The organism is Haematobacter missouriensis (assembly GCF_000740775.1).
GTDB classification, from domain to species: Bacteria; Pseudomonadota; Alphaproteobacteria; order Rhodobacterales; family Rhodobacteraceae; genus Haematobacter; species Haematobacter missouriensis.
Map to the genome: position 1 here is coordinate 157,359 of NZ_JFGS01000004.1, position 23,201 is coordinate 180,559.

Here is a 23,201-nt window from a genome sequence, read left to right on the forward strand (position 1 = left end):
GGTGGTCGCGAGAATTTCAGAGAGTGCGGCTTGCACGTCAAACAGCATGGTCGGGCCTCACGATCCGATACGCCTCGCGCCGTGCGCCGCCGCGAATGATGGTCCCAGACGGTAGGGGAGCGAGATGGCCAGCCTTAACGAGCATCGCGAGCGGCGCAGCGAGCGCTTTGCCTTCCCGCAGGGCGTTTGGCCCAGACTGAACAATCTCGCGCGGCGTCACGTCATCATGCGGCCAGCTTTCCAGCAGCCATTTCCGCAGACGTTCCGCCTTCGCGGTTTCGTCCGATACGGCCCCGGCCTCGGCCAGCCTGCGCGCTTCCGACAGGTAGAATTGGGCTAGGTTGATACCCCATCCCATCACCTGTGGTGTCACCTCGGGCGCGTCCAGATCGGCCCAGAGCGTCAGCACGCCCGCAATGCGCGCCGCCTGCTCCGCAGCCTTGGAGCCATAGGCCCTGACATGCTCCATCTGCCTGCCAGCCGCCTGCGCCGCCTCCACGGTTTCATAGAAGCGCCAGAGCAATTCCTTGGCCCCCTGCGACAGCGGCAGGCGCACCGGGATAAGTTCCTGCGGGCTGTCGCCGGTCGGCATGGACGTTTCGAGAATGGCGCCCAGCCGGGCGGTGAAGGCGGCAATGGCCATGTCGCTCGCCACGCTGTGCCCCCGCCGCAACCGGGTGCCAATCGCGCTGGGCGGCTCGGTGATGAGGAAGCGGGCAAGAAAGCCCTGTCCCGATGCCTGCGGATCGGCCAGTAGCGGACGGGCGGCGATGGGCTGCGCCATCAGGTGCATGGCAAGGCGGCGGCCGGGATAGTCGCTGGCGCCGTCCCCGGAACGAATGCGGTTCACCGTGTCGCCGTTCCAAAGTTGGGAGAGCCCGGCAATGGTCTTGAGCCGGTTGTCCGAATTCATGGCATGGCCACCGATGAAGCCCCCGGCCTCGTCCGAAAACAGGCCCAGCGCCGGGCGGCCGATCTGGTAGAGCTTCAACAGGCCCTCAAGGGTCGGCTCCTGGGCCGTGAGGCTCGGATAGAGTGGCGAGCGGGGCTCCGGTCCAAGGGCGCGCAGATCGGCCTCCGCTGCCGTGGCCTTCATCTTGTCGGCCGCTGCGGCCTCGGTCATCAGCCGCTTGCGCTTGCCCTGCCAGATTTCGCGGGCAACCTCGAAGTCGGAGAATGCGGCCCGGAAGGTTTCGGCCTGCGCCCGCTCATGGTCGCGCACACCCTTCATGAGAAGCCGGTCGCAGGAGGATTTGCGCTCGCCGCTTTCCGCGATGGTCAGGCAGAACAGCGAACACGGCACATCGCCGCCCAACGTCTCCACATTGGCAAAGCCCTGCACCGCCAGCGAGGCGACGGAGAGCGCCGACTGCGCGGCGATGCCGACGGGCGCCTGCGTCACGTCCTGCACCGCCTCCACGGCTGCCGTGAGCGGGCCCAGCGCCGCGACCGGATAGGGCTCGCCGGGCGGAATCTCCCGCAGGAGGGGCTGCGGCCCTTCGGCCTTGAAGGGGATGGGTTCGGCCGCGAAAGCCGGAGTAATGCCGGGCGCGTTCATGCAGCGGCCCCTTTCGATTGGAGAATGTCGTTCCAGTCGCGCCCATCCGGCGCGGGAAGCAGGCTGACGGTCCAGCCCAGCGCGGTGGCGCGTTCGGCCAGCGCATGACCAGCAGTGCGGCCCGGCGTGTCGCCGTCCGTGGCAATGGTCAGGCGGCCCGGCACAGGCGGCAGGCGGAGCCCCGTCATGCCGGAGGTGGAGAGCGCGGCCCATATCGTCGCCGGAGCGCGCAGGAGCCCGCTGGAAAGGCTGAGTGCGGTTTCGACGCCCTCAGCCACCACAAACGGCCCTTGGCCCTCAGCGACTCGCACAGCGCCTCCGGTGACAGCCCCCAGCATGGCCTTGGCCGGGCTCACCTCCGCCTTGCCGCCGCCATCTGCGCGCAGGTAGGTGCGATGCACCGCGAAGCGGTCGGCCCCCTCCACCATCGCCACCAGCGCGGGCAAGCGCTGGGCGGTCGGATGCCAGCACGCGTGATGAAAGCGCAGGCTGCCCGGAAGGTCGCAGGTGATGCCCCGGCCGCGAAGGTAGAGTTCCGCCAACGTGCCACCGATCGGTTGCGCCTCCCGCCAGACAGTCAGCGCCTGACGTTCCCGCTTCTCGGCCTCCCGCCGCTGCTCTGCCTGATAACGGGCCAGCTCTGCCGGATCGGTCTGCGGAACCGTGCCGTTGCCCTCCACGATGCCAAGGCCGCGCAGGGCATCGAGCACAGCCGCGAAGCTGCATCCCGTCTTGCAGTGGGCCAGAAGCCGCCCGGATGGGCCGTCAGACAGCGAGAGGCTGGGGTGGCAGTCGCCATGTGCCGGGCAGCGGGCTAAGCCATAGCGGCCGTGCCAGCGCCCTTGCAGCGCAGCTGTGATGCGTTGGGCCTCGGTCATCGCAACCACCCGCACCATGCCAGCACGAGGAAGGCCAGCAGCAGGCCCAGAAGCTGGATCTCCGTCATGCCCGGCCCTCCGTTCCGCGAAAGGCGCGGAAGGCGGCGACGCGGGCCTGTCCTTCGGCAATCAACTTCCGCACCTCCGCCTCGCATCCCAGCCGTTCGGCGAGGGTGAGAAGCGACCCACCGGCAACCGCCAGATGGTCGTGCAGCGCGTCCAGTGTCTCGCTCACGTCCCGAAAGCTGGTGCGGTCAGTCCCGGTGATGAGCTTCCGCCCCGCAATGGCGATGGAAGCCGCAGCGGCCAGCAGTTCCGGGCTGGTGGGCTCTCCCTTGCCGGTCATTGCAGCACCGCCTTGCGGGCCTTGCCTAGCGCCTCCAGCACCTCGCCCAGCAGTTCCAGACGGAAGGCGATGCCCTGCCTGCCGGGGCGGTATTCCCCGGATGCGTGGAGATACCAGACGCGGGCGTTGACGAGTTCCACGCCCTTGAAGGTCTCCACCGTGAAGCGGATTTCCTCCCGTGCATTCTTGCGGATGGTGCCCAGCTCGATCATGCGGCACCGCCTTTCACCACGCGGGCTTTCAGGATGTAGCGGGCATGGTTGCCTGGATACGGGCCACCGTGGGCCTCGTGCCGGGTCTCGATGGGAACGCCCATCTTGCGCAGCTTGTGGATATAGGCGCTCCAGCGCGGCCCCGGATCGGAAATAGGCGTGCAGCCCTTTTCCCCGGCGCGCATAAGGTTCTCCATCGCCCACAACTCGCGGCCTTCGATGAAAGCCGAGAAAGGCGGGGAGCCTTCGGGATAGATCGTGAAATGAGCCATGCTCGGCCTCGAATATTGCGGGCCGGGGCGCTGAGCGCTATACTTGGACTGTTCCCACAGCCGCATCAGAATATCGCCGCCGCCCCATACCTCGGGGTGGCGGTTTCTCAGGCGGCAGTGCGAGCGGCTTTTGCCTTCTCGATTACGGCTAGGATTTCCGACTGAGGCCAACGCGAAAGCGCACCCAGCTTGATCGGCTTCGGAACCGTGCCATCCGCCACGCGCCGCCAGAACGTCGGAACGCTCACCCCAAGGAGCGGGGCAGCTTCTCGTGCGGTGAGAAGCGGGTCAACAGGGGTGGCCGTGCTATCGCGCAGGGCCTGAGTTTCGATGCGAGCCATTGGTCAGCCTGTATTCTGGTTGATACTGGCTGAGAATTGATCGGTGCGGGGTGGTTGGTGAATAGGTATTCAAGCCCAATATTCCACATGCGTGCCCAAATTTCTGGTTAGTATTGGGCGTCCAACAAATCAAAGGCCGTAGAAAGATAGCGTTGAGCCGTGGCACGACCGATATCCTGACCCAAGATATTGCGAGCCCATTGCTGAGCGTCAGCACAGATCGACTCGCGTTTGTCTCGACGCGTAATCTCTCCATTTTGAACGCGGCGCGAAAACTCATTTGAGATTGCCAACTCTACCAAGCCACCTCCCTTTTTTGGCCTCCCTGGTTTATTTGGCGGGGGGGCTATTTGGGCATCTTCCTCCAAAGAAGGAAGGCTCAGGTAGGTGCTCGGCTCCAGGCTACCTTCCACATGGACCCTCCAACCCTCTATCGGCTCGTAGGCTTTCAGCGTCGCCTGAATTCTTGGAAGGTCACGCGGGTATCTATTCCACGAATAGGTCGGCACTAGGGCGCTAGCCAAGCGGCTACGCCCTTCACTTGCAAGTCGGTAGGCTGACTCTACAGCCCTAAGTGGACTCAAGTCCACCACGCCATTTCTAATGTCAATTAGCCTCTCTGGATTAGGCGAAGCTATATGCTCCCTTTCGGAAGCTTCAAACACTTCACCTTTTATGAAGGCATCCACCCAGACCGTGGTCGAAAAAAGATCAACCGTATCAATTCTTCTTGCGTTCACGCTACTAAGCCCAATACCTGCCCAAAAAGCAAGAATCGCAGGGGGCGTCTCGCCCGGAACCGTCACCCTCTCGCCATTCTTATCCAGCTTCGTCTTTTCACGCGCTGGCCATCCAGACATATAGCAGGCGGAAGTCCACGAGAGACCAACCTTCTGTCCCTGCGAGCTTGTGGCAAAAACTATAGGTGACTTGGATCGCTTCATCATGTCCCTCAGCAGAGAAAGCGCACCAAGCCTCGCGTTAAAATCAAGATGACTCTTTGCTTCGAAGTTCGTTCGTTCCGAAAAAGGAAACGTTAGATCAATAGGCGGATTCCGTGAAATCAGCTCCTCCACTGCGCGACGTGTGATGTAGCGTCGAAGTATGCGGTACGCGTCTTCGAGCGGCACTCCGTTAAGAGGTAGCCACATACTCTGACCCTCCGACAAGATTTAACGCCTGCCCCGATCGACCGACGACATGTTGCGCCCAGCGCGCCAGCAAGGCCCGGCGCTGCTCAAGGAAGTCAGTGCGCCGATAGGCCCGCTCCACGGAGCCGCCCACGACATGCCCCAGCATCGTTTCCGCCACATCGTGCGGAGCATCCGTCGCCTCGGCCAGCCAGTCGCGAAGGCTGGATCGGAATCCATGCGGCCGCTCTGCCATTTCGCGGCGCTCCATCATGCGGGACATTGTGGCATCGGAGATGACTCCCTTGCGCACACTCGGGAACAGGAAGCCATCGCGCTCATGGCGGCGGGCCTCACCGATGACGGACAAAGCCTCCGGCGACAGCGGCACCCGGAAATCTGCCGTGGCATCCTTCCGTCCCTTCATTGCCTCGGCTGGCACCGTCCACACATCTCCGTCGATCTGGCTTTCGTGAAGGAAGCGCAACGGCCCCGACCGAACGCCCGTCAGGATCAGCAGCCGCAGGGCGAGGTGCGTGACGGTTCCGTCATCAAGGCTTTGGTAGAAGGCCGGCACCTCCTGCCAAGGAAGCGCGGGGATATTCCCGGCCTTGTGGCGGGGTTTGCCCAGCAGCGCGCGCGCTTTCTCGGGGGCTTGCAGGTCCACGTTCAAACCCAGCGCAGCCGCATGACGCAGGCAGATGTGCAGGCGGTTGAGCGCCTTCCGCGCGGTCTCCGCCTTGATGTGCCAGATCGCGGCGAGGCAGTCGCGAATGTCCACCTGGTCAATGTCAGCAACCGGCACCTTGCCCAGCTTCGGCAGCACATGAATGTCGAGCGGGCTGAACCAGCGCCCGGCAGCGCCGTCGCCTTTCAACTCCGCCTTCCTCGCCTCGAAGGCATCAAGGGCAATGTCTTTCAGCAGGTGGAGATTGCGGGCAGCCTCACGGCGGTTGCGCTCGCGCTCCTTGATCGGATCCAGTCCCGCCCGCACCTTGGCACGCTCCGCCTCGGCATTTCGCCGCGCCTCCGCCAGAGACACCGCGGGGAACGCTCCAAGTCCCATTTCGCGGCGTCGTCCATGGATTGTCACGCGCAGCACCCACTTGCCGCGCGAGGGTTCATCCTTGAACAGCCACAGCCCTGCCCCATCGGCATACTTGCCGGGAGCAAGGGCCGCCGCCCCTCTTGCACTCAGTCGGTTTGAGGCCCGCACCAGTCCACCTTTCAGTCCACCCCTAGATTTGGTATTCAGTGATACTAATTGATTGTGCGTGAGGCTGAACGAAACAGCAACACCCTTTAGAATCAATACCGATGATTTCAACTGATACGGAACGATTCCCAGATATAGAGCCATTCAATGCCGGCTCTGGGCACCACTGATTTCAATAGAAAATCTTGCAGACATAACGAGTTCTTGAAGCTGCGTTTCAGCATTCCCGTTCTGGCTCGTTCTGTTCAAGTTCCCTCTCTCATGCTCCCTGCGAGCCCTGGACCCGGCTGACTGTGGCGGCGCGCCAGCTTTGTCGGAACGTAGCAGCAGTGTTTCTTCCGTCATCGTTCCAGACGACAGCCTCCGCCCCGTCCGTGGCCCGGTTCAATGCGCAGGGGCAGGAGAAATGCGGTGGGGAGCGGATGTCGGGCCCGCGCCGCCGGAAGCTGCGTCCCGGCGCGGCGGTCGCGAGGGCAAGGTGCATAGCCTGACTGCGGCACTGGCGCTATGGCATTGAGCCATGGCTGTCTTGTGCGGGCTTGTTCGGGCCTGTTCGGCCCGGCGAACGGGATTTGCGACGGGATGCGGCGTTCTGGCGCCACGTTACGGCGGAGCCAGGCATGTTCCCATCGGATAGAGGACTGTGGCTCGCGCCGTTCTCGCGGCGCTTTGCAGTCACCATGACGGCCGGAGGGGATCCTGCGGCATTTGCGCGAAACCATGACGGCAGAACTGTGCAGGCAAGGCAACACCTGAGCCCGCAACACAGCTTTCCCGCTAAAGGTAGTTCTGTCAGGCGAAACGTTGTTTCAGCGCGTCCGACACGGCGGGCGGAACGAAGCGGGACACGTCGCCGCCAAGCTTTGCGATCTCTTTCACCAGTTTGGAGGCGATCGACTGGTGACGCGCCTCCGCCATCAGGAAAACCGTTTCGACCGACGGATCGAGCACCCGGTTCATCCCGACCATCTGGAATTCATATTCGAAGTCGGAGACAGCGCGGAGGCCCCGCACGATGATGGAGGCTCCCACATCCCTCGCGCAGTCGATCAGCAGGTTTTCGAAAGGATGCACGACGATTTCCGCCCCATGCAGTTCCGACAAGTCGGCGCACTGGGATTCGATCATCTCTACCCGCTCCTCCAGCGTGAAGAGCGGTCCCTTGTTTCGATTGATCGCAACGCCGATCACCAGCCTGTCCACAAGGGCGGTCGCGCGCTTTATAATGTCCAGATGTCCATGGGTAACGGGGTCGAACGTCCCCGGATACAGGCCGATGCGCATGCTGTCCCCTCCGCTTTCGGGGCAGAAGCAACAATATCACAGGCCCGGACGCAAGAGGGACGCCGAAGGTTTGCCGAAGTTTTCTGCTCGGACCGCAGCCTAGTAGCCCATGATCATGCCTTCGAGCGCCTCTTTCTCCATCGACAGCTCCGAAAGCCGCGCTTTCACCATATCGCCGATGGAGATGAGGCCGACCATTGCGCCATCCTCCAGCACCGGCATGTGGCGGAAACGGCCTTCCGTCATACGAGAGAGGATGACGACACCTTCGTCGCCGGGCGCGCAGATAACGACCTTCGTCGTCATCATGGAGCGGACGGACGCCTCAAGGCAACGGGGCCCCTGACGACCGATCTCTCTCACGATGTCGCGCTCCGACAGGATGCCATCCAGCTTCCTGCCATCCGCCGATACCACGAGGCAGCCGATCTTGCGCGACGACAACTGCCGCGCGGCCTCCGCCACCGTCATGTCGGGGTCAATCGTCGCGACGTTGCCCGAACCCTTCGCCGAAAGAACTTGCCGCACAAGCATGGACATTCCTCCTCTGTCACGGCGCTCGCCCGAATAGCCTGACACGTCTCGACCGTCTGTCAAGCGATCGCCTCCAATCTCGAAAGTTCCCTCCGAAGTCCTGCGGCAAGCAAGTCGGCAAAACGATTGAGACGCTCCACCCGCCGATCATCGGCATGTCGGATGAGCCAGAAGCTTCGGGTGAGACCGAAGGCCTCCGGCAAGACACGCACCACGTTCGTCGTGGAAGGAATGGCGAAGTCATGCACCACGCCGATCCCCGCCCCCTGCCGGACCCAGTTGAACTGAACGGCCACGGAGTTGGAACCGAGGGAGACGGTCTCCGCCCCGATCTCCGCAAGATAGTCGATCTCCTTGTCGAAAATCATGTCCGGGATATAGCCGATGATCCGGTGGCCCTTCAGATCGGCGAGGGTGTGGATCGGCGGCGCATTGTCCAGATAATCGCGCGACGCGGCGAGGTGGAGCTGGTAATCCGCGATCCGCTGCACGGAGAGCCGACCCGCCTCCGGGCGGCTGACGCCCACGGCAAGGTCGGCCTCGCGCTTGGAGAGGTTGAACACCCGCGGCAGGGCGACGATCTGCACCTCCAGATCCGGATGTTCGGCACAGATTGCGGCAGTCACCTGCGGGAGAAGGTAGTTCGCGCAGCCGTCCGGTGCCCCGATGCGGATGGCCCCCACGAGCTTGCCCGGCGTTCCCCGCGCCTCCTCCATCGCGCCACTCACGGCCTGCTCGGCCCTGATGGCATGAGTGAGAAGGCCCTGCCCCCCCTCCGTCAGCGCGTAACCCTGCGGTGACTTGGCGAAGAGTGTGGCGCCCAGCCCCTCCTCCAGCCGGGCCACACGCCGCCCCACAGTCGCGGGATCAAGCCGCAGGATGCGCCCCGCAGCCGAAAGGCTCTCCCCCCGTGCAACGGCGAGGAAGATGCGAAGATCATCCCAATCGGCGACTTCCATACCGGCATCCTTGCAAAACGCTTTTGGGAAACTGCCCCTTCCGCCGATAAAATTGCAAGACTAAGGTGACGCCGGCTCTGACGAGAGGGAGAATACCGTGAAGGAACTCGGTCACTGGATCAACGGCAAGTATGTGCCCGGCACTTCGGGCCGCACCGCCGACGTTTACAACCCTGCAACGGGCGAGGTGCAGGCAAAGGTCGCGCTTGCCTCCAAAGCCGAGCTTGACGAAGCCATCGCCGCAGCCGCCAAGGCACAGCCCGGCTGGGCCGCGACCAACCCGCAGCGCCGTGCCCGCGTTCTGATGGAATTCGTGCATCTCATCAACCGCGACATGGACAAGCTCGCCACCGCCCTGTCCTCCGAGCATGGCAAGACGCTGCCGGATGCGCGGGGCGACATTCAGCGTGGTGTGGACGTGGTGGAATTCTCCATCGGCGCCCCGCACCTGCTGAAGGGCGAGTATATGGACAGCGCGGGAACGGGGATCGACCTCTACTCCATGCGCCAGCCGCTGGGCGTCGTGGCCGGAATCACGCCGTTCAACTTCCCCGCGATGATCCCGCTGTGGAAGATCGCGCCTGCCCTCGCCTGCGGCAACGCGATGATCCTGAAACCGTCCGAACGCGACCCCTCCGTCCCGCTTATGCTGGCAGAACTTCTCACCGAAGCGGGGCTTCCGCCGGGCGTGTTGCAGGTCGTCAACGGCGACAAGGATGCGGTGGACGGTATCCTCGACAATCCAACGATCCAGGCGATCGGATTTGTCGGATCGACCCCGATTGCGGAATACATCTATTCCCGCGGCTGTGCGAACGGCAAACGTGTGCAGTGCTTCGGCGGTGCGAAGAACCACATGATCATCATGCCGGATGCCGACCTGGATCAGGCGGCGGATGCGCTGGTCGGCGCCGGTTTCGGCGCGGCGGGCGAACGTTGCATGGCGATTTCCGTTGCCGTCCCGGTGGGCGAGGAAACCGCAGACCGACTGGTGGAAAAGCTGGTTCCGCGTATCGAGAAGCTGAAGGTCGGCCCCTATACAGCAGGCAACGACATCGACTATGGCCCGGTGGTGACGAAGGCTGCGCAGGAGCGGATCTTCGGCCTCATCGACTCGGGCGTGAAGCAGGGCGCGGAACTGGTCGTGGACGGGCGCGGATTCAATCTTCAGGGCTATGAGAACGGCTTCTACGTCGGCCCGACCCTGTTCGACCGCGTGACGCCCGACATGGAGATCTACAAGCAGGAGATCTTCGGGCCTGTCCTGTCCACAGTGCGCAGCGAAACCTATGAGGAGGCGCTGAAGCTCACCATGGAGAACGAATACGGCAACGGCACCGCGATCTTCACCCGCGATGGCGACACCGCACGCGACTTTGCCAGCCGTGTGAATGTGGGTATGGTGGGCGTCAACGTGCCGATCCCGGTGCCGCTGGGCTATTTCACCTTCGGCGGCTGGAAGAAATCCGGTTTCGGCGACCTGAACCAGCACGGGCCGGATGCGTTCCGGTTCTACACGCGGACCAAGACCGTGACGGCACGCTGGCCGAGCGGCATCAAGGAAGGCGCCGTGCTGAACTTCCCGACCACCTGAACGCAAAAAGGGGGAGGCCAACCCTCCCCCTTCCACGGGATCAGGACTTGCGGCGGCGCACGGCAGCCAGTGCCGCGATGCCGCCCAGCAGCACAAAGCCTGCCGCCGGCAGCGGAACCGGAGCCGGAGCGTCGGTCGCCGTCGCCTCCAGCGAGGTGATGCGGAAGGACGACAGCGGGTTGATCGTGCCGATGCCGAACACGGTCCCGGTGTAACCCGACAGGTCGAAGTTGGAGGCAAGGGCAGCACCCGAGAAATCCCAGGGCGTGTTCCCGCCCGAGAAGAAGGAGAAGGTGTCGAACCAGCCGACGTTCGAGAAGGCGACATTGCCCAGAGTCACTTCCTGATCGAAAGTGAAGACGAGCACTTCATTGACGCCAAACCCATCCAGCTCATTGCTGTCGAAAGGGCCGGAATTCACGCCATGCCCTCCGCTTGCGCGGGTGACGGTAAGCGGCGCCTCCACAAGGTAGGATTGCGCAGTGATGGTGAGGCCGATCCCGTCCACGTTGTAGCTGTAGGAAGAGGCGGAGCCGGCCGGACCGGAAAAGTCGAAGGTCGCGGCCTCGGCCCCGGCAAACGGGATCAGCAGTGAGGCTGCGACGGTAGAGGCTTTAAAGAATGCGGTCATGTTTACACCTGTTTCAAGAACAAACTTCTAAAGGTTGCATGGCAGCGGGCCATTCGCCGTGGCCCTGAGAAGCGGGGTAGGACGTAAATTGTTCAAAATCAAAAACTTTTTTATCTTTATGCCAGAAAGTATATATTAATACTAATATTAATATGTATCCGGTGAATGATAGCTGAACAACCGGAGGTTTTGTTTTCCCTTTTGCAACGGTTAGTAATTTCAAGAGGAATGCCGGGTATCCTTTCGCTTTGAAAGCGAGACGCCCCCTTGTGAAGCCACTTGCAGTCCCCCGCGGCGCGGGGTTCTGTGAATCAGAAGACCGGAGGAGGAGCCATGGACTTCGCATTGACGGAAGAGCAGCAGGCGATCTACGACATCGCTCGCGAATTCGCCGCCGAGCATATTGCGCCCTTTGCCCATGAATGGGAGCAGGAGGGCACGATCCCGCGAGATCTGTGGACCAAGCTGGCGGAACTTGGCTTCGGCGGGCTGTATGTCGGGGAGGAATGGGGCGGCTCCGGCCTGTCGCGGCTCGATGCGACGCTGGTGTTCGAGGCCCTTTCCACTGCCTGCCCCTCCGTCGCCGCGTTTCTCTCCATCCACAACATGTGCTGCGGAATGCTGGCAAAATTCGCCTCAGACGACGTCAAGGAGCGGATCCTGCGGCCCGCGGTGACGATGGAAAAGGTGCTCTCCTACTGTCTGACCGAACCCGGTTCCGGCTCAGACGCGGCGGCGCTCCGAACACGGGCGGAACGCACCAACGAGGGCTGGAAGCTCAACGGAACCAAGGCTTTCATTTCCGGCGGCGGCTATTCTGATGCTTACGTCGTCATGGTCCGCACGGGCGGCGATGGACCAAAGGGCATCTCCACCGTCGTCGTCGAACGCGATGCGCCCGGCCTTTCCTTCGGCAAGCTGGAGGACAAGATGGGCTGGCGCGCACAGCCGACGCGGCAGGTGCAGTTCGACGATTGCCTCACGCCCCTCGGCAATCTCGTCGGGGAGGAAGGCCGCGGCTTCACCTACGCCATGGTCGGGCTGGACGGCGGGCGTCTCAACATCTCCGCCTGCGCGCTCGGCGGAGCACAGGCAACCCTGGACCACACCCTGACCTACATGGGGGAGCGCAAGGCCTTCGGCAAAACGCTGGACAGCTTCCAGGCGCTGCAATTCCGGCTCGCGGACTGCGAGATCGCCCTTCAGGCAGCCCGGATATTCCTTCGACAGGCAGCATGGAAGCTCGATACCGGCGCTTCCGACGCCACGAAATTCTGTGCGATGGCAAAGGCTTTCGTGACGGAAGCCGCATCCCGCACGGCGAACGATTGCCTCCAGCTTCACGGAGGCTACGGTTATCTGGCCGACTACGGCATCGAGAAGATCGTGCGCGACCTGCGCGTGCATGAGATTCTCGAGGGAACCAACGAGATCATGCGCCTGATAACCTCGCGCAGCCTGCTAACGGAGCGTGCCTGATGTCCGATATCCTTACCCGCAAGATTGGCCAGGCGGGCCACATCACCCTGACCCGGCCGAAGGCGCTCAACGCCCTCACCCATCCAATGGCGTTGGCGATGGAGAAGGCACTGGACGATTGGGCGCATGACCCGGAGGTCAAATTGGTCCTGCTGGATGCAGAAGGCGACCGCGCCTTCTGTGCCGGTGGCGACATCGCCGAGATCTACCATGCGGGGCGACAGGGGGACTATGCGCTTGGCCGGGAGTTCTGGCGGGAGGAATACCGGCTCAATGCCAAGATCGCCGAATACCGCAAGCCGATCATCAGCTTCCTGCACGGTTTTGTCATGGGCGGCGGCGTGGGTATCGGCTGTCTCGGCTCCGACCGGATCGTGTGCGAGACGACGCAAGTGGCCATGCCGGAATGCGGTATCGGGCTGATACCCGACGTGGGCGGCACCTACCGCCTTGCCCATGCGGCGGGGCGGATGGGCGAGTATCTCGGCCTCACGGGGCACCGCATGGGACCGGGGGACGCGATCTATGCGAATTTCGCCGATCACTATGTGCCGCAATCCCGTTGGGATCTGCTGAAGGCTGAGCTGGCGGCGGGGGGTGGCGTGGACATCATCGCCCGCCATGCGGAGCAACCGCCTGCCCCACCCCTGGCGGAGCATGAGGCTTCGGTGGACCGCCTCTTCCGCCACGACTCCGTCGCCGCGATCATGAAGGCGCTGACGGATGAGCCGGGCGATTTTGCAGCAGCGACGCTGAAGACCATGCGTCGGAACTCCCCCCTGTCCATGGCCGTAACGCTGGCGCTGGTCCGTGGCACAGCAGCAAAGGACAGCGTCCGCGCCGCATTGACGCACGAATACCGCGCAACCTGGCGGCTGCTGGAGGAAGGCGATTTTCTGGAAGGTGTCCGCGCCCAGATCATCGACAAGGACCGTCAGCCGAAATGGCAGGACGTCGCGCCGGGTGCCATGGCAGCGCGTGTGGCAGAGATCACGGCCCCGCTCGGGGCCGACGAATTGAACATGGAGGAAGAGCTTAAATGAAGATCGGTTTCATCGGCCTTGGCAACATGGGCGGCCCGATGGCACGGAACCTCGCCACGGCGGGCCATACGGTGACCGGGTTCGACCTTGTCGCCCCGGCTCCTGCGGGCGTCTCCATGGCCGCTTCCGCGCAGGAGGCCGCGCGCGGTGCCGATGTGGTCATCACGATGCTGCCGAACGGCAAGATCCTCCGCGCGGTCGCAGCCGAGATCGTGCCCGCCATGCAGCAAGGGGCGGTGTTTCTGGATTGCTCTACGGTGGATGTCGAAAGCGCCCGGACCGTTGCCGATGAGGCAGGAAGGGCCGGGCTTCTGGCGGTTGACGCGCCGGTCTCCGGCGGTATCGGCGGGGCCGATGCCGGAACGCTGACTTTCATGGCCGGGGGGGGACAAGCGGCCTTCGACAAGGTGAAGCCGCTTTTCGACATCATGGGTCAGAAGGCGGTGCTCTGCGGCGGGTCAGGCGCCGGCCAGGCCGCGAAGATCTGCAACAACATGATCCTCGGCGTGACCATGATCGCCACATGCGAGGCTTTCGCGCTGGCCGACAAACTGGGGTTGGACCGGGAAAAGATGTTCGATGTGGTCTCCACCTCATCCGGCTACAGCTGGTCGATGAATGTCTACTGCCCTGCGCCGGGGGTTGGGCCAAAGTCCCCTGCCGACAACGATTACAAGCCGGGATTTGCCTCCGACCTCATGCTGAAGGACCTTCGCCTCAGCCAGCAAGCGGCGGAAACCGCCGATGCCGACACGCCGATGGGGGAATTGGCAGCCCGCCTCTACGCAACTTTTGTTGATGAGGAGGATGGAAGCGGAAAAGATTTCTCCGCGATGTTGCCAAGGTTCGAAAAGCGACACAGATCCTTGGCATAGGCGACCGGCGGGTCGGGCGCTGAGGCTCTGGGAGGAGATGATGACTCGGGTTGTCGGTTCACTTTGGCGAAGTGTTGCGCTCATCTCGCTGTCAGCGCTGTTGGTCATTCCGCTTCCGCCTGCATTTGCGCAGGCGGATTGCTCGGACAACCCCGTACTCTGTGGCCGTTCCGACAGGGGGGACCGTGGCAGGGACCGCAACGACGATCGTTCGCGCGAGTCCGGCAATTCCCTGATCGAGCGGCAGGGGCGCACACCCGAACCCTCGCGACGGGACCGCGATCGGGATCGGGATCGTCGCCCTCCCCCCATAATACCACCCGGGCAGGGTAATCGCCCTCCACCCGACAGACCGCCGCCCGGCTGGGGTAACCGGCCTTCACCCGACAGGCCACCGCCCGGCTGGGGTAACCGGCCTCCACCTGATCGACCGCCTCCCGGATGGGACGGTCGCTGGCCGCCAGACCGACCTCCGCCGGGATGGGGAAACCGCCCACGTCCCGATCGGCCGCCGCCGGGATGGAACAACGGGCGTTGGCCCCCCGGCTATGAGCGTCGGCCGAGAAGATATTCGGATTCCAGTCCGATCTGGGCGGGTTTGCTGGCGGGGCTGATGACGATTCCCTTCAACCCGTGGCCCTCGCAACCATCTTATACGCCGCGCTATGGTTATGCGTGGGATGGAACTGAACTACCAAGCACCGCGCCGGAGCTGGGGGACAGTGCGCGCGGTGCGCCTCCCTTTCAACAGGCTGCGCGCAGTCGTCTGCCGGCAGCGCCACGCGGCTATCATTATCGTGTGCTCAAAGGCTGGGTAGTGATGGTGGACGACAACAGCCAGCGCGTGGCACAGATCATGCTGTCCTATGACCGGCTGAGGGGCGGGTGATGCGCGCGCTCCTGACAACGCTGGTACTGGTGGCCCTGTCAGGGCCGGCCCCTGCCCAAACAACCTGTCCTCCCGGCATGCGATGTGCCCAGACCCCGGACAGCGCAGATGCCCTCCGCCGCCGCAATCAGCAGATCGACAACCAGAGGCAGCAGATGGACCAGCTGCGGAACAATGCGCTGCAGGATCAGATCTGGCAGCGCCAACAGCTACAGGATCAGATACGAAGGCGAACGATCATTGTTCCCGGTATCGATGCCGGTCCCAACCTGCAACCCCCGGGTTAGATCGCAGGATACCGGCTGACCGCTTCGGCCACCAGTCGCGGATTATCGGAGGGTGAGCCGTCCGGCAGGGTTAGCACATCCTCCAGCCCGATCCGCGTGGCCAGGCCCTTCCCGACCGCCATGTCGACGAAACCCCAAGCGGTCGCATCCACTCCGTGGAGAAGCACCGGCACCTGTGGGGCAGCATCTAAGAGGCGGCGGATCATCTCCTCCGCTTCCTCGCGTTGCGCTGCAAAATCGGTAGCTTTCATCTCCACGAGAAAACGCAGACAGTTGCCGGGCTCCAGCGACAGAAGGCGGCGGACATCGCCAAGCGAACTCAACCCGGCCTCCACCCCGATCCGCTGCCGCTGCATGAGAGCGATCACCTCCGGCGCGTCGGCTTCGGAGAGGTTGACGGAGACGAAATCCGGGCGAACCGACCATTCCGCCATCGCGGCAAGCCGCTGGTCATAGGGCGGGATCCACGCACCCGTGGAAATACCGACCGGCATTCCGGGCACCGCTTCGCGAACCGCGGTCAGGGTTTCGACCACATATTCGGGACGCAGCGACTCCGCTCCGTCGTGATCGCGCACATGAAGATGCACAGTTCCCGCCCCCGCGGCACGGCAGAGGGCCGCATCGCGGGCAAGTTCGGCAGGTGTGACCGGCAGCGTCGGATGGGATCCCGGGCGGCGCGCGCCGTTGAGACAGGCCTGCACGCTCATTCCGCCGCCACCCGGCGCGGTTTCAGCAACGGGCCAAGGTAGTGCCCAGTATAGGATTCGGGCACCTTTGCCACAGCCTCCGGCGTACCCGTTGCAACGATGCGCCCCCCTCCGTCACCACCCTCAGGACCGATGTCGATGATCCAGTCGGCCGTCTTTACGACATCGAGATTGTGTTCGATCACCACCACCGTGTTCCCCTGATCGACAAGCTGGTGCAGCACCTCCAGCAGCTTGCGCACATCCTCGAAATGTAGCCCCGTCGTCGGCTCGTCAAGGATATAGAGCGTGCGACCCGTGGACCGGCGCGCAAGTTCTTTTGACAGTTTTACCCGCTGTGCCTCACCGCCGGAAAGCGTCGTCGCCTGCTGACCCACCTTCACATAGCCAAGCCCCACCTGAACAAGTGCGTCCATCTTCTCCCGGATGGAAGGGACCGCGCTGAAGAAACTTTGCGCGTCTTCAACCGTCATATCAAGAACGTCCGATATGCTCTTGCCTTTGAACTTTATTTCCAGCGTTTCCCGGTTGTAACGCGCTCCCTTGCAGGTATCGCAGGTGACATAGACGTCCGGCAGGAAGTGCATCTCGATCTTGATGACGCCATCTCCCTGACAGGCTTCGCACCGCCCTCCCTTCACGTTGAAGGAGAAGCGTCCCGGCTTGTAGCCCCGCGCCTGCGCCTCGGGCAGACCGGCAAACCAGTCCCGTATCGGCCCGAAGGCGCCGGTATAGGTGGCGGGGTTCGAGCGGGGCGTGCGCCCGATGGGGCGCTGGTCGATGTCGATCACCTTGTCCAGGTGATCCAGCCCCTTCACCGTATCACAGGGCGCCGGCGTCTGATGCGCGCCGTTGAGCCGCATGGAAGCAGTCTTGAACAGCGTCTCTATGGTCAGGGTGGACTTGCCGCCGCCGGACACACCCGTCACACAGACGAACTTGCCCAGCGGAAAATCGGCCGTCACGTTCCTGAGGTTGTTGCCGGTCGCATTGACCACCGTCACCTTCTTGCCGTTGCCCTTGCGCCGCTCCTTGGGCACCGCGATCTCCCGCTCTCCGGAAAGGTATTTCCCGGTGAGCGAGGCAGGATCCGCCGCCAGTTGCTCGGGCGTTCCCTGCGCCACGATCTCTCCCCCATGCACGCCCGCGCCGGGCCCGACATCGAGCACGTAATCCGCGGTGCGGATGGCATCCTCGTCATGTTCGACCACCAGCACGGTATTCCCGGCATCCCGCAGGTTCTTCAGCGTCTCCAGCAGCCTGTCATTGTCGCGCTGGTGCAGGCCGATGGACGGCTCGTCCAGCACGTAAAGCACACCCGTCAGCCCCGATCCGATCTGGCTCGCCAGACGGATGCGCTGGCTCTCCCCGCCCGACAAGGTACCGGCGGAGCGGGACAGCGTAAGGTAGTCCAGCCCGACATTGACCAGAAAACCCAGCCGCTCCCGGATTTCCTTCAGGATCGCACGGGCGATCTCGTTCCGCTGATCGGTCAGCGTTTCAGGGACGGAAAGCACCCAGTCATGCGCCTCGCGGATGGATTTCTCCACCACCTGCCCCACATGCAGGCCAGCGATCTTGACCGCCAACGCCTCCGGCTTCAGCCGGTAGCCATGACAGGCCGCGCAAGGGCGGTTGTTCTGGTAACGCTCCAGATCCTCCCGGCTCCAGGCGGAATCGGTCTCGCGATAGCGTCGTTCCATGTTCGGGATGACACCTTCGAACGCGCGCTTCACCTGATAGACGCGGCCCCCCTCATCGTAACGGAAGGTGACCTCCTCGCCCTGCGAGCCGTTGACGAAAACATCGCGCGTCTTTTCCGGCAGATCCTTCCAGCGCGTCTTCGGATCGAACCCGTAGTGATCGGCCAGCGCTTCGATGGTCTGACGGTAATAGGGGCTTTTGGACTTGGCCCAGGGCGCGATGGCATCCGCGACCTTCAGCGTCACGTCTGGCACCACCAGCCTCTCGTCAAAGAACAGCTCCACCCCAAGCCCGTCGCAGACAGGACAGGCCCCCATCGGCGCGTTGAAGGAAAACAGGCGCGGTTCGATTTCCGGGATGGTGAAGCCCGACTCGGGGCAGGCAAACTTCTCTGAGAAGGTGATGCGTTGCGGCTCCCCTTCCGTCGGCGCGGTCTCCAGTATCGCGATGCCGTCGGCGAGATCGAGCGCAGTACGGAAGCTGTCGGCCAGCCGCGTCTCTGACCCCGGCCGCACGACGATCCGGTCCACCACCACGTCGATGTCGTGGCGGAATTTCTTGTCCAGAGTCGGCGGTTCGTCCAGTTCATAGAACTGCCCGTCAACCTTGACACGCTGGAAGCCCTGTTTGCGCAGGTCCAGCATTTCCTTGCGATACTCGCCTTTTCTCTCCCGCACGATGGGCGCCAGGAGATAGGCGCGCGTGCCTTCCGGCAGGGCCAGCGTTCGGTCCACCATGTCCTGCACCTGCTGCGCCTCGATCGGCAGGCCGGTCACGGGGCTGTAGGGAACTCCCACCCGGGCAAAGAGCAGACGGAGGTAGTCGTAGATCTCCGTCACGGTGCCCACGGTGGAGCGCGGGTTCTTCGACGTGGTCTTCTGCTCGATGGAGATGGCGGGCGAGAGACCGGAGATATGATCCACATCCGGCTTCTGCATCATGTCGAGGAACTGCCGGGCATAGGCCGACAGACTCTCCACATAGCGCCGCTGCCCCTCCGCATAGATCGTGTCAAAGGCCAGCGACGACTTTCCCGATCCGGAGAGGCCCGTCAGCACCACCAGCTTGTCGCGCGGAATATCCACGTCGACATTCTTGAGATTATGCTCGCGTGCGCCGCGGACGGAGATGAACTTCTGTTCCATGGGAGGCTCCGGGACAGGACAGGGACAGAAGATAGGCATTAACGGCCGAGTATCCAACCGCAAAATGTGAACAATGAGTGAACGTCGCGACGGCTTCGCTCTATTGCCGGCATGTGCGAGCCGTTCCTTCGGACGGACCGCGCACTGGCGCTTGTTGCCCAAGCCATGCAGGATGGCAAATCCCAGACGGCCTTCCCCCCGACCCGCAGTTCGCCTCCATTGCTATCCGGGGGGCGGTCCAAGCCGCCCATTGCCAACCGGCAAAGGCCCCGCATTGTGCCTATCGGCTTCGGTCCGGCAAGCCAGCGTCGAAATGTCGGAAAATGGGTGATCAGGGCCGGGTCGGCCCACCCGAACACCTCCCGCAACCGCGCAGCCCGGTTCGACAGCCTCCGGGCTCGTTGCGGATTGGTGGAGTCGATCGTCGAAGGCTGGCTCCACATGCCGTCAGGATGCAAAGATCCTGTGCTCCCCCGCCCGATGAGAAGCAAACGTCACACCTCCTCGCCCCCTCGTCAACGGAGGGCGGCAGCGCTTGAGGGCGGGGTTCGATGCCCCGCCTTCAGGCTCCCACCTTCAGGTTCCCGCAGTCAGATGTGAATCGCGCGCCCGTAGGCGGCCAGCACCGCTTCGTGCATCGATTCCGATATCGTCGGGTGCGGGAAGATCGTCTCGATCAACTCCGCCTCCGTGGTCTCCAGCGTTCTGCCGATCACGTAGCCCTGGATCATCTCGGTCACTTCGGCACCGACCATGTGCGCTCCCAGAAGCTCCCCGGTCTTGGCGTCGAACACCGTTTTGACCATACCCTCCGTCTCCCCCAGAGCGATGGCCTTGCCATTGCCGATAAAGGGGAACTTGCCGACCTTCACCTCATGGCCGGCCTCCTTGGCCTTCGCCTCCGTCAGACCGACGCTGGCGATCTGGGGGTGGCAGTAGGTGCAGCCCGCGACGGAACCCGGCTTCATCGGGTGCGGATGTCCGCCCGCGATCAGTTCCGCCACCATGATACCCTCATGGCTGGCCTTGTGCGCGAGCCAGGGCGCCCCGGCGATATCGCCTATCGCATAGATGCCATCGACCCCGGTGCGGCAGAATTCATCCGTCACCACATGGGTGCGGTCGATCTTCACCCCGGCCTCTTCAAGCCCGAGATCCTCCACATTGCCGACGATCCCCACGGCGGAGATCACCGTGTCGAACTCCGCGGTCGTAGTCTTGCCTCCGGCTTCCAGATGTGCGGTGACCTTGCCCTTCGCGCGTTCCAGCTTCTTCACCGTGGTTTTTTCGAGGATCTTCATCCCCTGCTTCTCGAACTGCTTCCTGGCGAAGGCGGAGATCTCCGCATCCTCCACGGGCAGGATTCGGTCCATCACCTCGACCACGGTCGTCTCTGCGCCCAAGGTATTGTAGAAACTGGCGAATTCGATGCCGATAGCGCCAGAGCCAATGACCAGCAATTTCTTCGGCATCCGTTTGGGCACCAGGGCGTGTTTGTAGGTCCAGACGAGATCGCCATCCGCCTCTAGTCCCGGCAGCTCCCGCGCACGCGCCCCGGTAGCGAGCACGACCGCCTTGCCGGTCAACTCCTCTGTGCCCTTTTCCGTCGTCACCACCACCTTGCCGCCCTTGGCGAGCTTGGCCGTGCCCATGACCACGGTGATCTTGTTCTTCTTCATCAGATGGGAGACGCCGCCGGAAAGCTGCTTGGCCACCCCGCGAGACCGCTGGACGACAGCATCGAGATCGTAACCGATATCCCCGGCTTTCAGGCCGAAATCCTTAGCCCGGTGCATCAGGTGAAGCACTTCCGCCGAACGGAGCAGCGCCTTTGTCGGGATGCAGCCCCAGTTGAGGCAGATGCCTCCCAGATGTTCCCGCTCCACGATTGCGACATTCATCCCCAATTGGGCCGCGCGTATGGCGCAGACATAGCCGCCCGGGCCGGAGCCGATCACGATCACATCGTAGCTGGAAGCCATCATTCACCCTCGTTCGGAAATTAGTTTGACGTTAAACCATCTTTCCTGACCGTTCAATCCGCATCCCGTTCCTGAAGCTTGCGGACGATTCCACCATAGGCGCCCTCGTCAAAATAGCCTTCTTCATCCGCGGTCGTTTGCCGCCCCAAAGCTTCGTTGCGATGCGGAAAGCGACCGTAGGTGTCGATCACATGCGCATGCGCGCGGGCGTGGAGCAGCGTGCTCTCCCCCGTTTCGGGCATCCGCTCCTGCACGGCCGCGATGCAGAACTTCTGGTCGCCCATATCCTCGGAATGCATGAACGGAAGATAGAAGAACTGCCGTGTCGGTTCCTCTATCGCGAGATCCCATCCCTCATCGATGGCCCGCCTTGCCGCGGCTCTCGCAGCAGGGTCGGTGGCGAAACTGCGCGGGTCGTCGCGGAACATGTTGCGCGGGAACTGATCGGCGAGGATGATGTAGGCCAGTGCCCCTTCCGGTCCGTCGATCCATTCGGTCAGTCCGCCCGCATCAAGCTGCTTCCACGCCGGCAGGAAGCGGCTGCGGATCGCCTCGTCGAGCGCGGGATCGGACTTGTACCAGTCCTCCGGGCCATGCTGGTTGGTCCAGAAATCGAGAACGTCGTGCGGGGTCATGGGATCTCCTTTGGAATCTGCCGGGCGAAGCTGACAGGTCAGCCGCCCGGGCGCAACGCCTCAGGAACCCGTGGATTCCCCTCGTGGTTCCGTCTTTTGCATCGGCCCGGAGGCTTCCTGTGTCTCGTTTTCGCGCGTTTCTTCCTCCAGAGGAGGCGCAGCCTCGGAGGCGACCTCCATGGCAGCCTCCATGGCGACAACCCCGGCGGAAGGCGGGACCACGGCCATTGCACCCGTCGCCACCGGCGCCTCGCGGCGCGTCATGCGCCACCCCGTGTACAAGGTAATCGCCAGCAGCAGCACGCCGATATATAGAAAGAACCCGTTCGGTCCCAGCCGCGTCATCGCCCACCCGGTTATCAACGGCCCGATGAAGGCTCCGCAGCCGTTCAGGAACAGCAGGCCGCCCGAAGCGGCGGCCATTTCGCTCGAATCCAGATAATCGTTGGTATGCGAGATAAAGAGTGAGTAGAGCGGGTTCGCCACGCCGCCAATGACGGTCGCCACGCCGAGCAGCAGGACATAGGGAAGGTTCAGTGCCGCCGAGATCATCATCACAAGGGCGCCCACGAGCGCAATGACGAGGATGAGCTGCCGCCTGTCCATCCGGTCCGAGAGCTGACCGATGGGATATTGGACGACGAGGCCACCGAAATAGATCGCCGCGACGAAGCCCGAGATCTGTGCGACCGTCAGCCCTTCCAGACCTCCCCAGACGGAGGCCATGCCGAACAGCGCGGAAAAAACGCCCCCCATCGCGAAAGTGCCGAAACACCCGAGCGGCGACATGCGCATGAGCTTCATGATGCTCATGGGCCGCGTCGATTCAAAGGCCGGGGCTGGCGCGACGGATAACAGGACCGGCGTGAAGGAGAGCGACACCAGCACCGAAGGGATCACAAACAGCAGGAAACCCGCCGGATCCGCGACATTCAGCAGACCCTGCCCGACGATGATGCCCCCGCTCTGCATGATCATGTAAAGCGACAGCGCCTTGCCGCGGGTTTCGTTGGTCGAGGAGTTGTTGAGCCAGCTTTCCGCCGTCACATATACACCGGAAAAGCCAAAGCCGATCAGCAGGCGGAACGCCGCCCAGGCCACCCACTCCGGCAGCACCGGGTAGAGGATGAGCAGCGCGGAGATCAGCGACCCCAGCGCTGCAAACACGCGCACGTGACCGACCCGCTGGATAAGGCGGGGTGCCAGAAGCGAGCCACCGAGAAATCCGAGGAAATACGTGGACATGATCCACGACATCTGGGGGGTGGTGAAACCCTCGATACCGCCGCGAATACCCAGCAGGGTGCCCTGCATGCCGTTGCCGACAAGCATGAGAAACACCCCGAACAAAAGGGGCCAGGAACGGCCGAGAACTTCGAGCATGACGCGCCTCCGATCTGCCCTCCCTATCTCACCTGAGGGCCGGAACAAGGGGGATTACCTCGCGTCGCCTCAAAGCAGCGCAAACACATCCCGGTGTGCCTGCATCCGAGCGGA

At 63.2% G+C, this 23,201-nt stretch carries 22 protein-coding genes; 5 read left to right on the top strand and 17 right to left on the bottom strand.

The annotated features are described in order from the left end of the window. Positions 1-37: 37 nt before the first annotated feature. The 11 genes from CG51_RS06435 to CG51_RS06475 all read right to left on the bottom strand — a co-directional run bounded on the left by CG51_RS06435 (position 38) and on the right by CG51_RS06475 (position 8,730). Positions 38-1,558, bottom strand: coding sequence for a YfjI family protein (locus tag CG51_RS06435; protein WP_035743239.1), 1,521 nt, complete (start codon positions 1,556-1,558; stop codon positions 38-40). Continuing rightward, positions 1,555-2,436 (bottom strand): DUF7146 domain-containing protein, encoded by an 882-nt coding sequence (locus CG51_RS06440; protein WP_035743301.1) that lies wholly within the window; start codon positions 2,434-2,436, stop codon positions 1,555-1,557. Before CG51_RS06440 ends, CG51_RS06435 begins: the two co-directional genes overlap by 4 nt. A gap of 64 nt (positions 2,437-2,500) precedes the next feature. Beyond that, entirely contained in the window at positions 2,501-2,782 is a 282-nt protein-coding gene (locus CG51_RS06445; protein WP_035743240.1) for a hypothetical protein, read from the bottom strand. Then, the gene (locus tag CG51_RS06450; protein ID WP_035712759.1) at positions 2,779-2,994 is read right to left on the bottom strand and encodes a transcriptional coactivator p15/PC4 family protein; all 216 of its coding nucleotides are present in this window, start codon (positions 2,992-2,994) and stop codon (positions 2,779-2,781) included. The genes CG51_RS06445 and CG51_RS06450 overlap by 4 nt, the downstream gene beginning before the upstream one ends. After that, positions 2,991-3,266, bottom strand: coding sequence for a winged helix domain-containing protein (locus CG51_RS06455; RefSeq protein WP_035743241.1), 276 nt, complete (start codon positions 3,264-3,266; stop codon positions 2,991-2,993). The genes CG51_RS06450 and CG51_RS06455 overlap by 4 nt, the downstream gene beginning before the upstream one ends. Positions 3,267-3,373: 107 nt before the next feature. Beyond that, complete coding sequence (locus CG51_RS19465; RefSeq protein WP_084695070.1) at positions 3,374-3,607, bottom strand: helix-turn-helix transcriptional regulator; 234 nt, start codon at positions 3,605-3,607, stop codon at positions 3,374-3,376. A 107-nt stretch (positions 3,608-3,714) separates the two neighbouring features. After that, complete coding sequence (locus CG51_RS19965; protein ID WP_143412822.1) at positions 3,715-4,758, bottom strand: hypothetical protein; 1,044 nt, start codon at positions 4,756-4,758, stop codon at positions 3,715-3,717. After that, positions 4,742-5,953 carry a tyrosine-type recombinase/integrase gene (locus CG51_RS06460; protein WP_035743242.1) on the bottom strand — a complete coding sequence of 404 codons (1,212 nt, stop codon included), beginning with the start codon at positions 5,951-5,953 and terminating at the stop codon, positions 4,742-4,744. The genes CG51_RS19965 and CG51_RS06460 overlap by 17 nt, the downstream gene beginning before the upstream one ends. 792 nt (positions 5,954-6,745) lie before the next feature. Beyond that, entirely contained in the window at positions 6,746-7,237 is a 492-nt protein-coding gene (coaD, locus tag CG51_RS06465) for a pantetheine-phosphate adenylyltransferase (protein WP_035743243.1), read from the bottom strand. 99 nt (positions 7,238-7,336) lie between these two features. Further along, complete coding sequence (locus CG51_RS06470) at positions 7,337-7,771, bottom strand: CBS domain-containing protein (RefSeq protein ID WP_035743244.1); 435 nt, start codon at positions 7,769-7,771, stop codon at positions 7,337-7,339. A gap of 59 nt (positions 7,772-7,830) precedes the next feature. Continuing rightward, entirely contained in the window at positions 7,831-8,730 is a 900-nt protein-coding gene (locus tag CG51_RS06475; protein WP_035743245.1) for a LysR family transcriptional regulator, read from the bottom strand. Positions 8,731-8,827: 97 nt separating this feature from the next. Between CG51_RS06475 and CG51_RS06480 the strand changes: the two genes are divergently transcribed. After that, positions 8,828-10,324 carry a CoA-acylating methylmalonate-semialdehyde dehydrogenase gene (locus CG51_RS06480; RefSeq protein ID WP_035743246.1) on the top strand — a complete coding sequence of 499 codons (1,497 nt, stop codon included), beginning with the start codon at positions 8,828-8,830 and terminating at the stop codon, positions 10,322-10,324. 40 nt (positions 10,325-10,364) lie between these two features. On the opposite strand, the gene CG51_RS06485 is transcribed toward CG51_RS06480, so the two are convergent. Further along, a complete protein-coding gene (locus CG51_RS06485) occupies positions 10,365-10,955 on the bottom strand; it encodes a VPLPA-CTERM sorting domain-containing protein (protein ID WP_035743247.1) in 591 nt (196 codons plus the stop codon). A 333-nt stretch (positions 10,956-11,288) separates the two neighbouring features. Here CG51_RS06485 and CG51_RS06490 point away from each other — a divergent pair, with 333 nt between their 5' ends. The 4 genes from CG51_RS06490 to CG51_RS06505 all read left to right on the top strand — a co-directional run bounded on the left by CG51_RS06490 (position 11,289) and on the right by CG51_RS06505 (position 15,241). Further along, positions 11,289-12,434: an acyl-CoA dehydrogenase family protein gene (locus CG51_RS06490; protein WP_035743248.1), complete on the top strand. Its 1,146-nt coding sequence runs from the start codon at positions 11,289-11,291 to the stop codon at positions 12,432-12,434. After that, positions 12,434-13,477, top strand: a complete 1,044-nt coding sequence (locus CG51_RS06495; RefSeq protein ID WP_035743249.1) for an enoyl-CoA hydratase/isomerase family protein — start codon at positions 12,434-12,436, stop codon at positions 13,475-13,477. The genes CG51_RS06490 and CG51_RS06495 overlap by 1 nt, the downstream gene beginning before the upstream one ends. Then, complete coding sequence (gene mmsB / locus CG51_RS06500; RefSeq protein WP_035743250.1) at positions 13,474-14,352, top strand: 3-hydroxyisobutyrate dehydrogenase; 879 nt, start codon at positions 13,474-13,476, stop codon at positions 14,350-14,352. Before CG51_RS06495 ends, mmsB begins: the two co-directional genes overlap by 4 nt. A gap of 613 nt (positions 14,353-14,965) precedes the next feature. Then, a complete protein-coding gene (locus tag CG51_RS06505) occupies positions 14,966-15,241 on the top strand; it encodes a hypothetical protein (protein WP_143412821.1) in 276 nt (91 codons plus the stop codon). A gap of 283 nt (positions 15,242-15,524) precedes the next feature. On the opposite strand, the gene CG51_RS06515 is transcribed toward CG51_RS06505, so the two are convergent. The 5 genes from CG51_RS06515 to CG51_RS06535 form a co-directional block, all read right to left on the bottom strand. Further along, positions 15,525-16,238 (bottom strand): 3-keto-5-aminohexanoate cleavage protein, encoded by a 714-nt coding sequence (locus CG51_RS06515; RefSeq protein WP_035743254.1) that lies wholly within the window; start codon positions 16,236-16,238, stop codon positions 15,525-15,527. Beyond that, the gene (gene uvrA, locus CG51_RS06520; protein ID WP_035743255.1) at positions 16,235-19,087 is read right to left on the bottom strand and encodes an excinuclease ABC subunit UvrA; all 2,853 of its coding nucleotides are present in this window, start codon (positions 19,085-19,087) and stop codon (positions 16,235-16,237) included. Before uvrA ends, CG51_RS06515 begins: the two co-directional genes overlap by 4 nt. Positions 19,088-19,677: 590 nt before the next feature. Next, positions 19,678-21,072, bottom strand: a complete 1,395-nt coding sequence (gene lpdA / locus CG51_RS06525; protein WP_179285817.1) for a dihydrolipoyl dehydrogenase — start codon at positions 21,070-21,072, stop codon at positions 19,678-19,680. A gap of 50 nt (positions 21,073-21,122) precedes the next feature. Then, positions 21,123-21,704 (bottom strand): DUF924 family protein, encoded by a 582-nt coding sequence (locus CG51_RS06530; RefSeq protein ID WP_035743256.1) that lies wholly within the window; start codon positions 21,702-21,704, stop codon positions 21,123-21,125. A 60-nt stretch (positions 21,705-21,764) separates the two neighbouring features. Further along, on the bottom strand, positions 21,765-23,087 hold the full coding sequence (locus CG51_RS06535; protein WP_051930146.1) for an MFS transporter: 1,323 nt from the start codon (positions 23,085-23,087) through the stop codon (positions 21,765-21,767). Between the last annotated feature and the right edge of the window lie 114 nt (positions 23,088-23,201).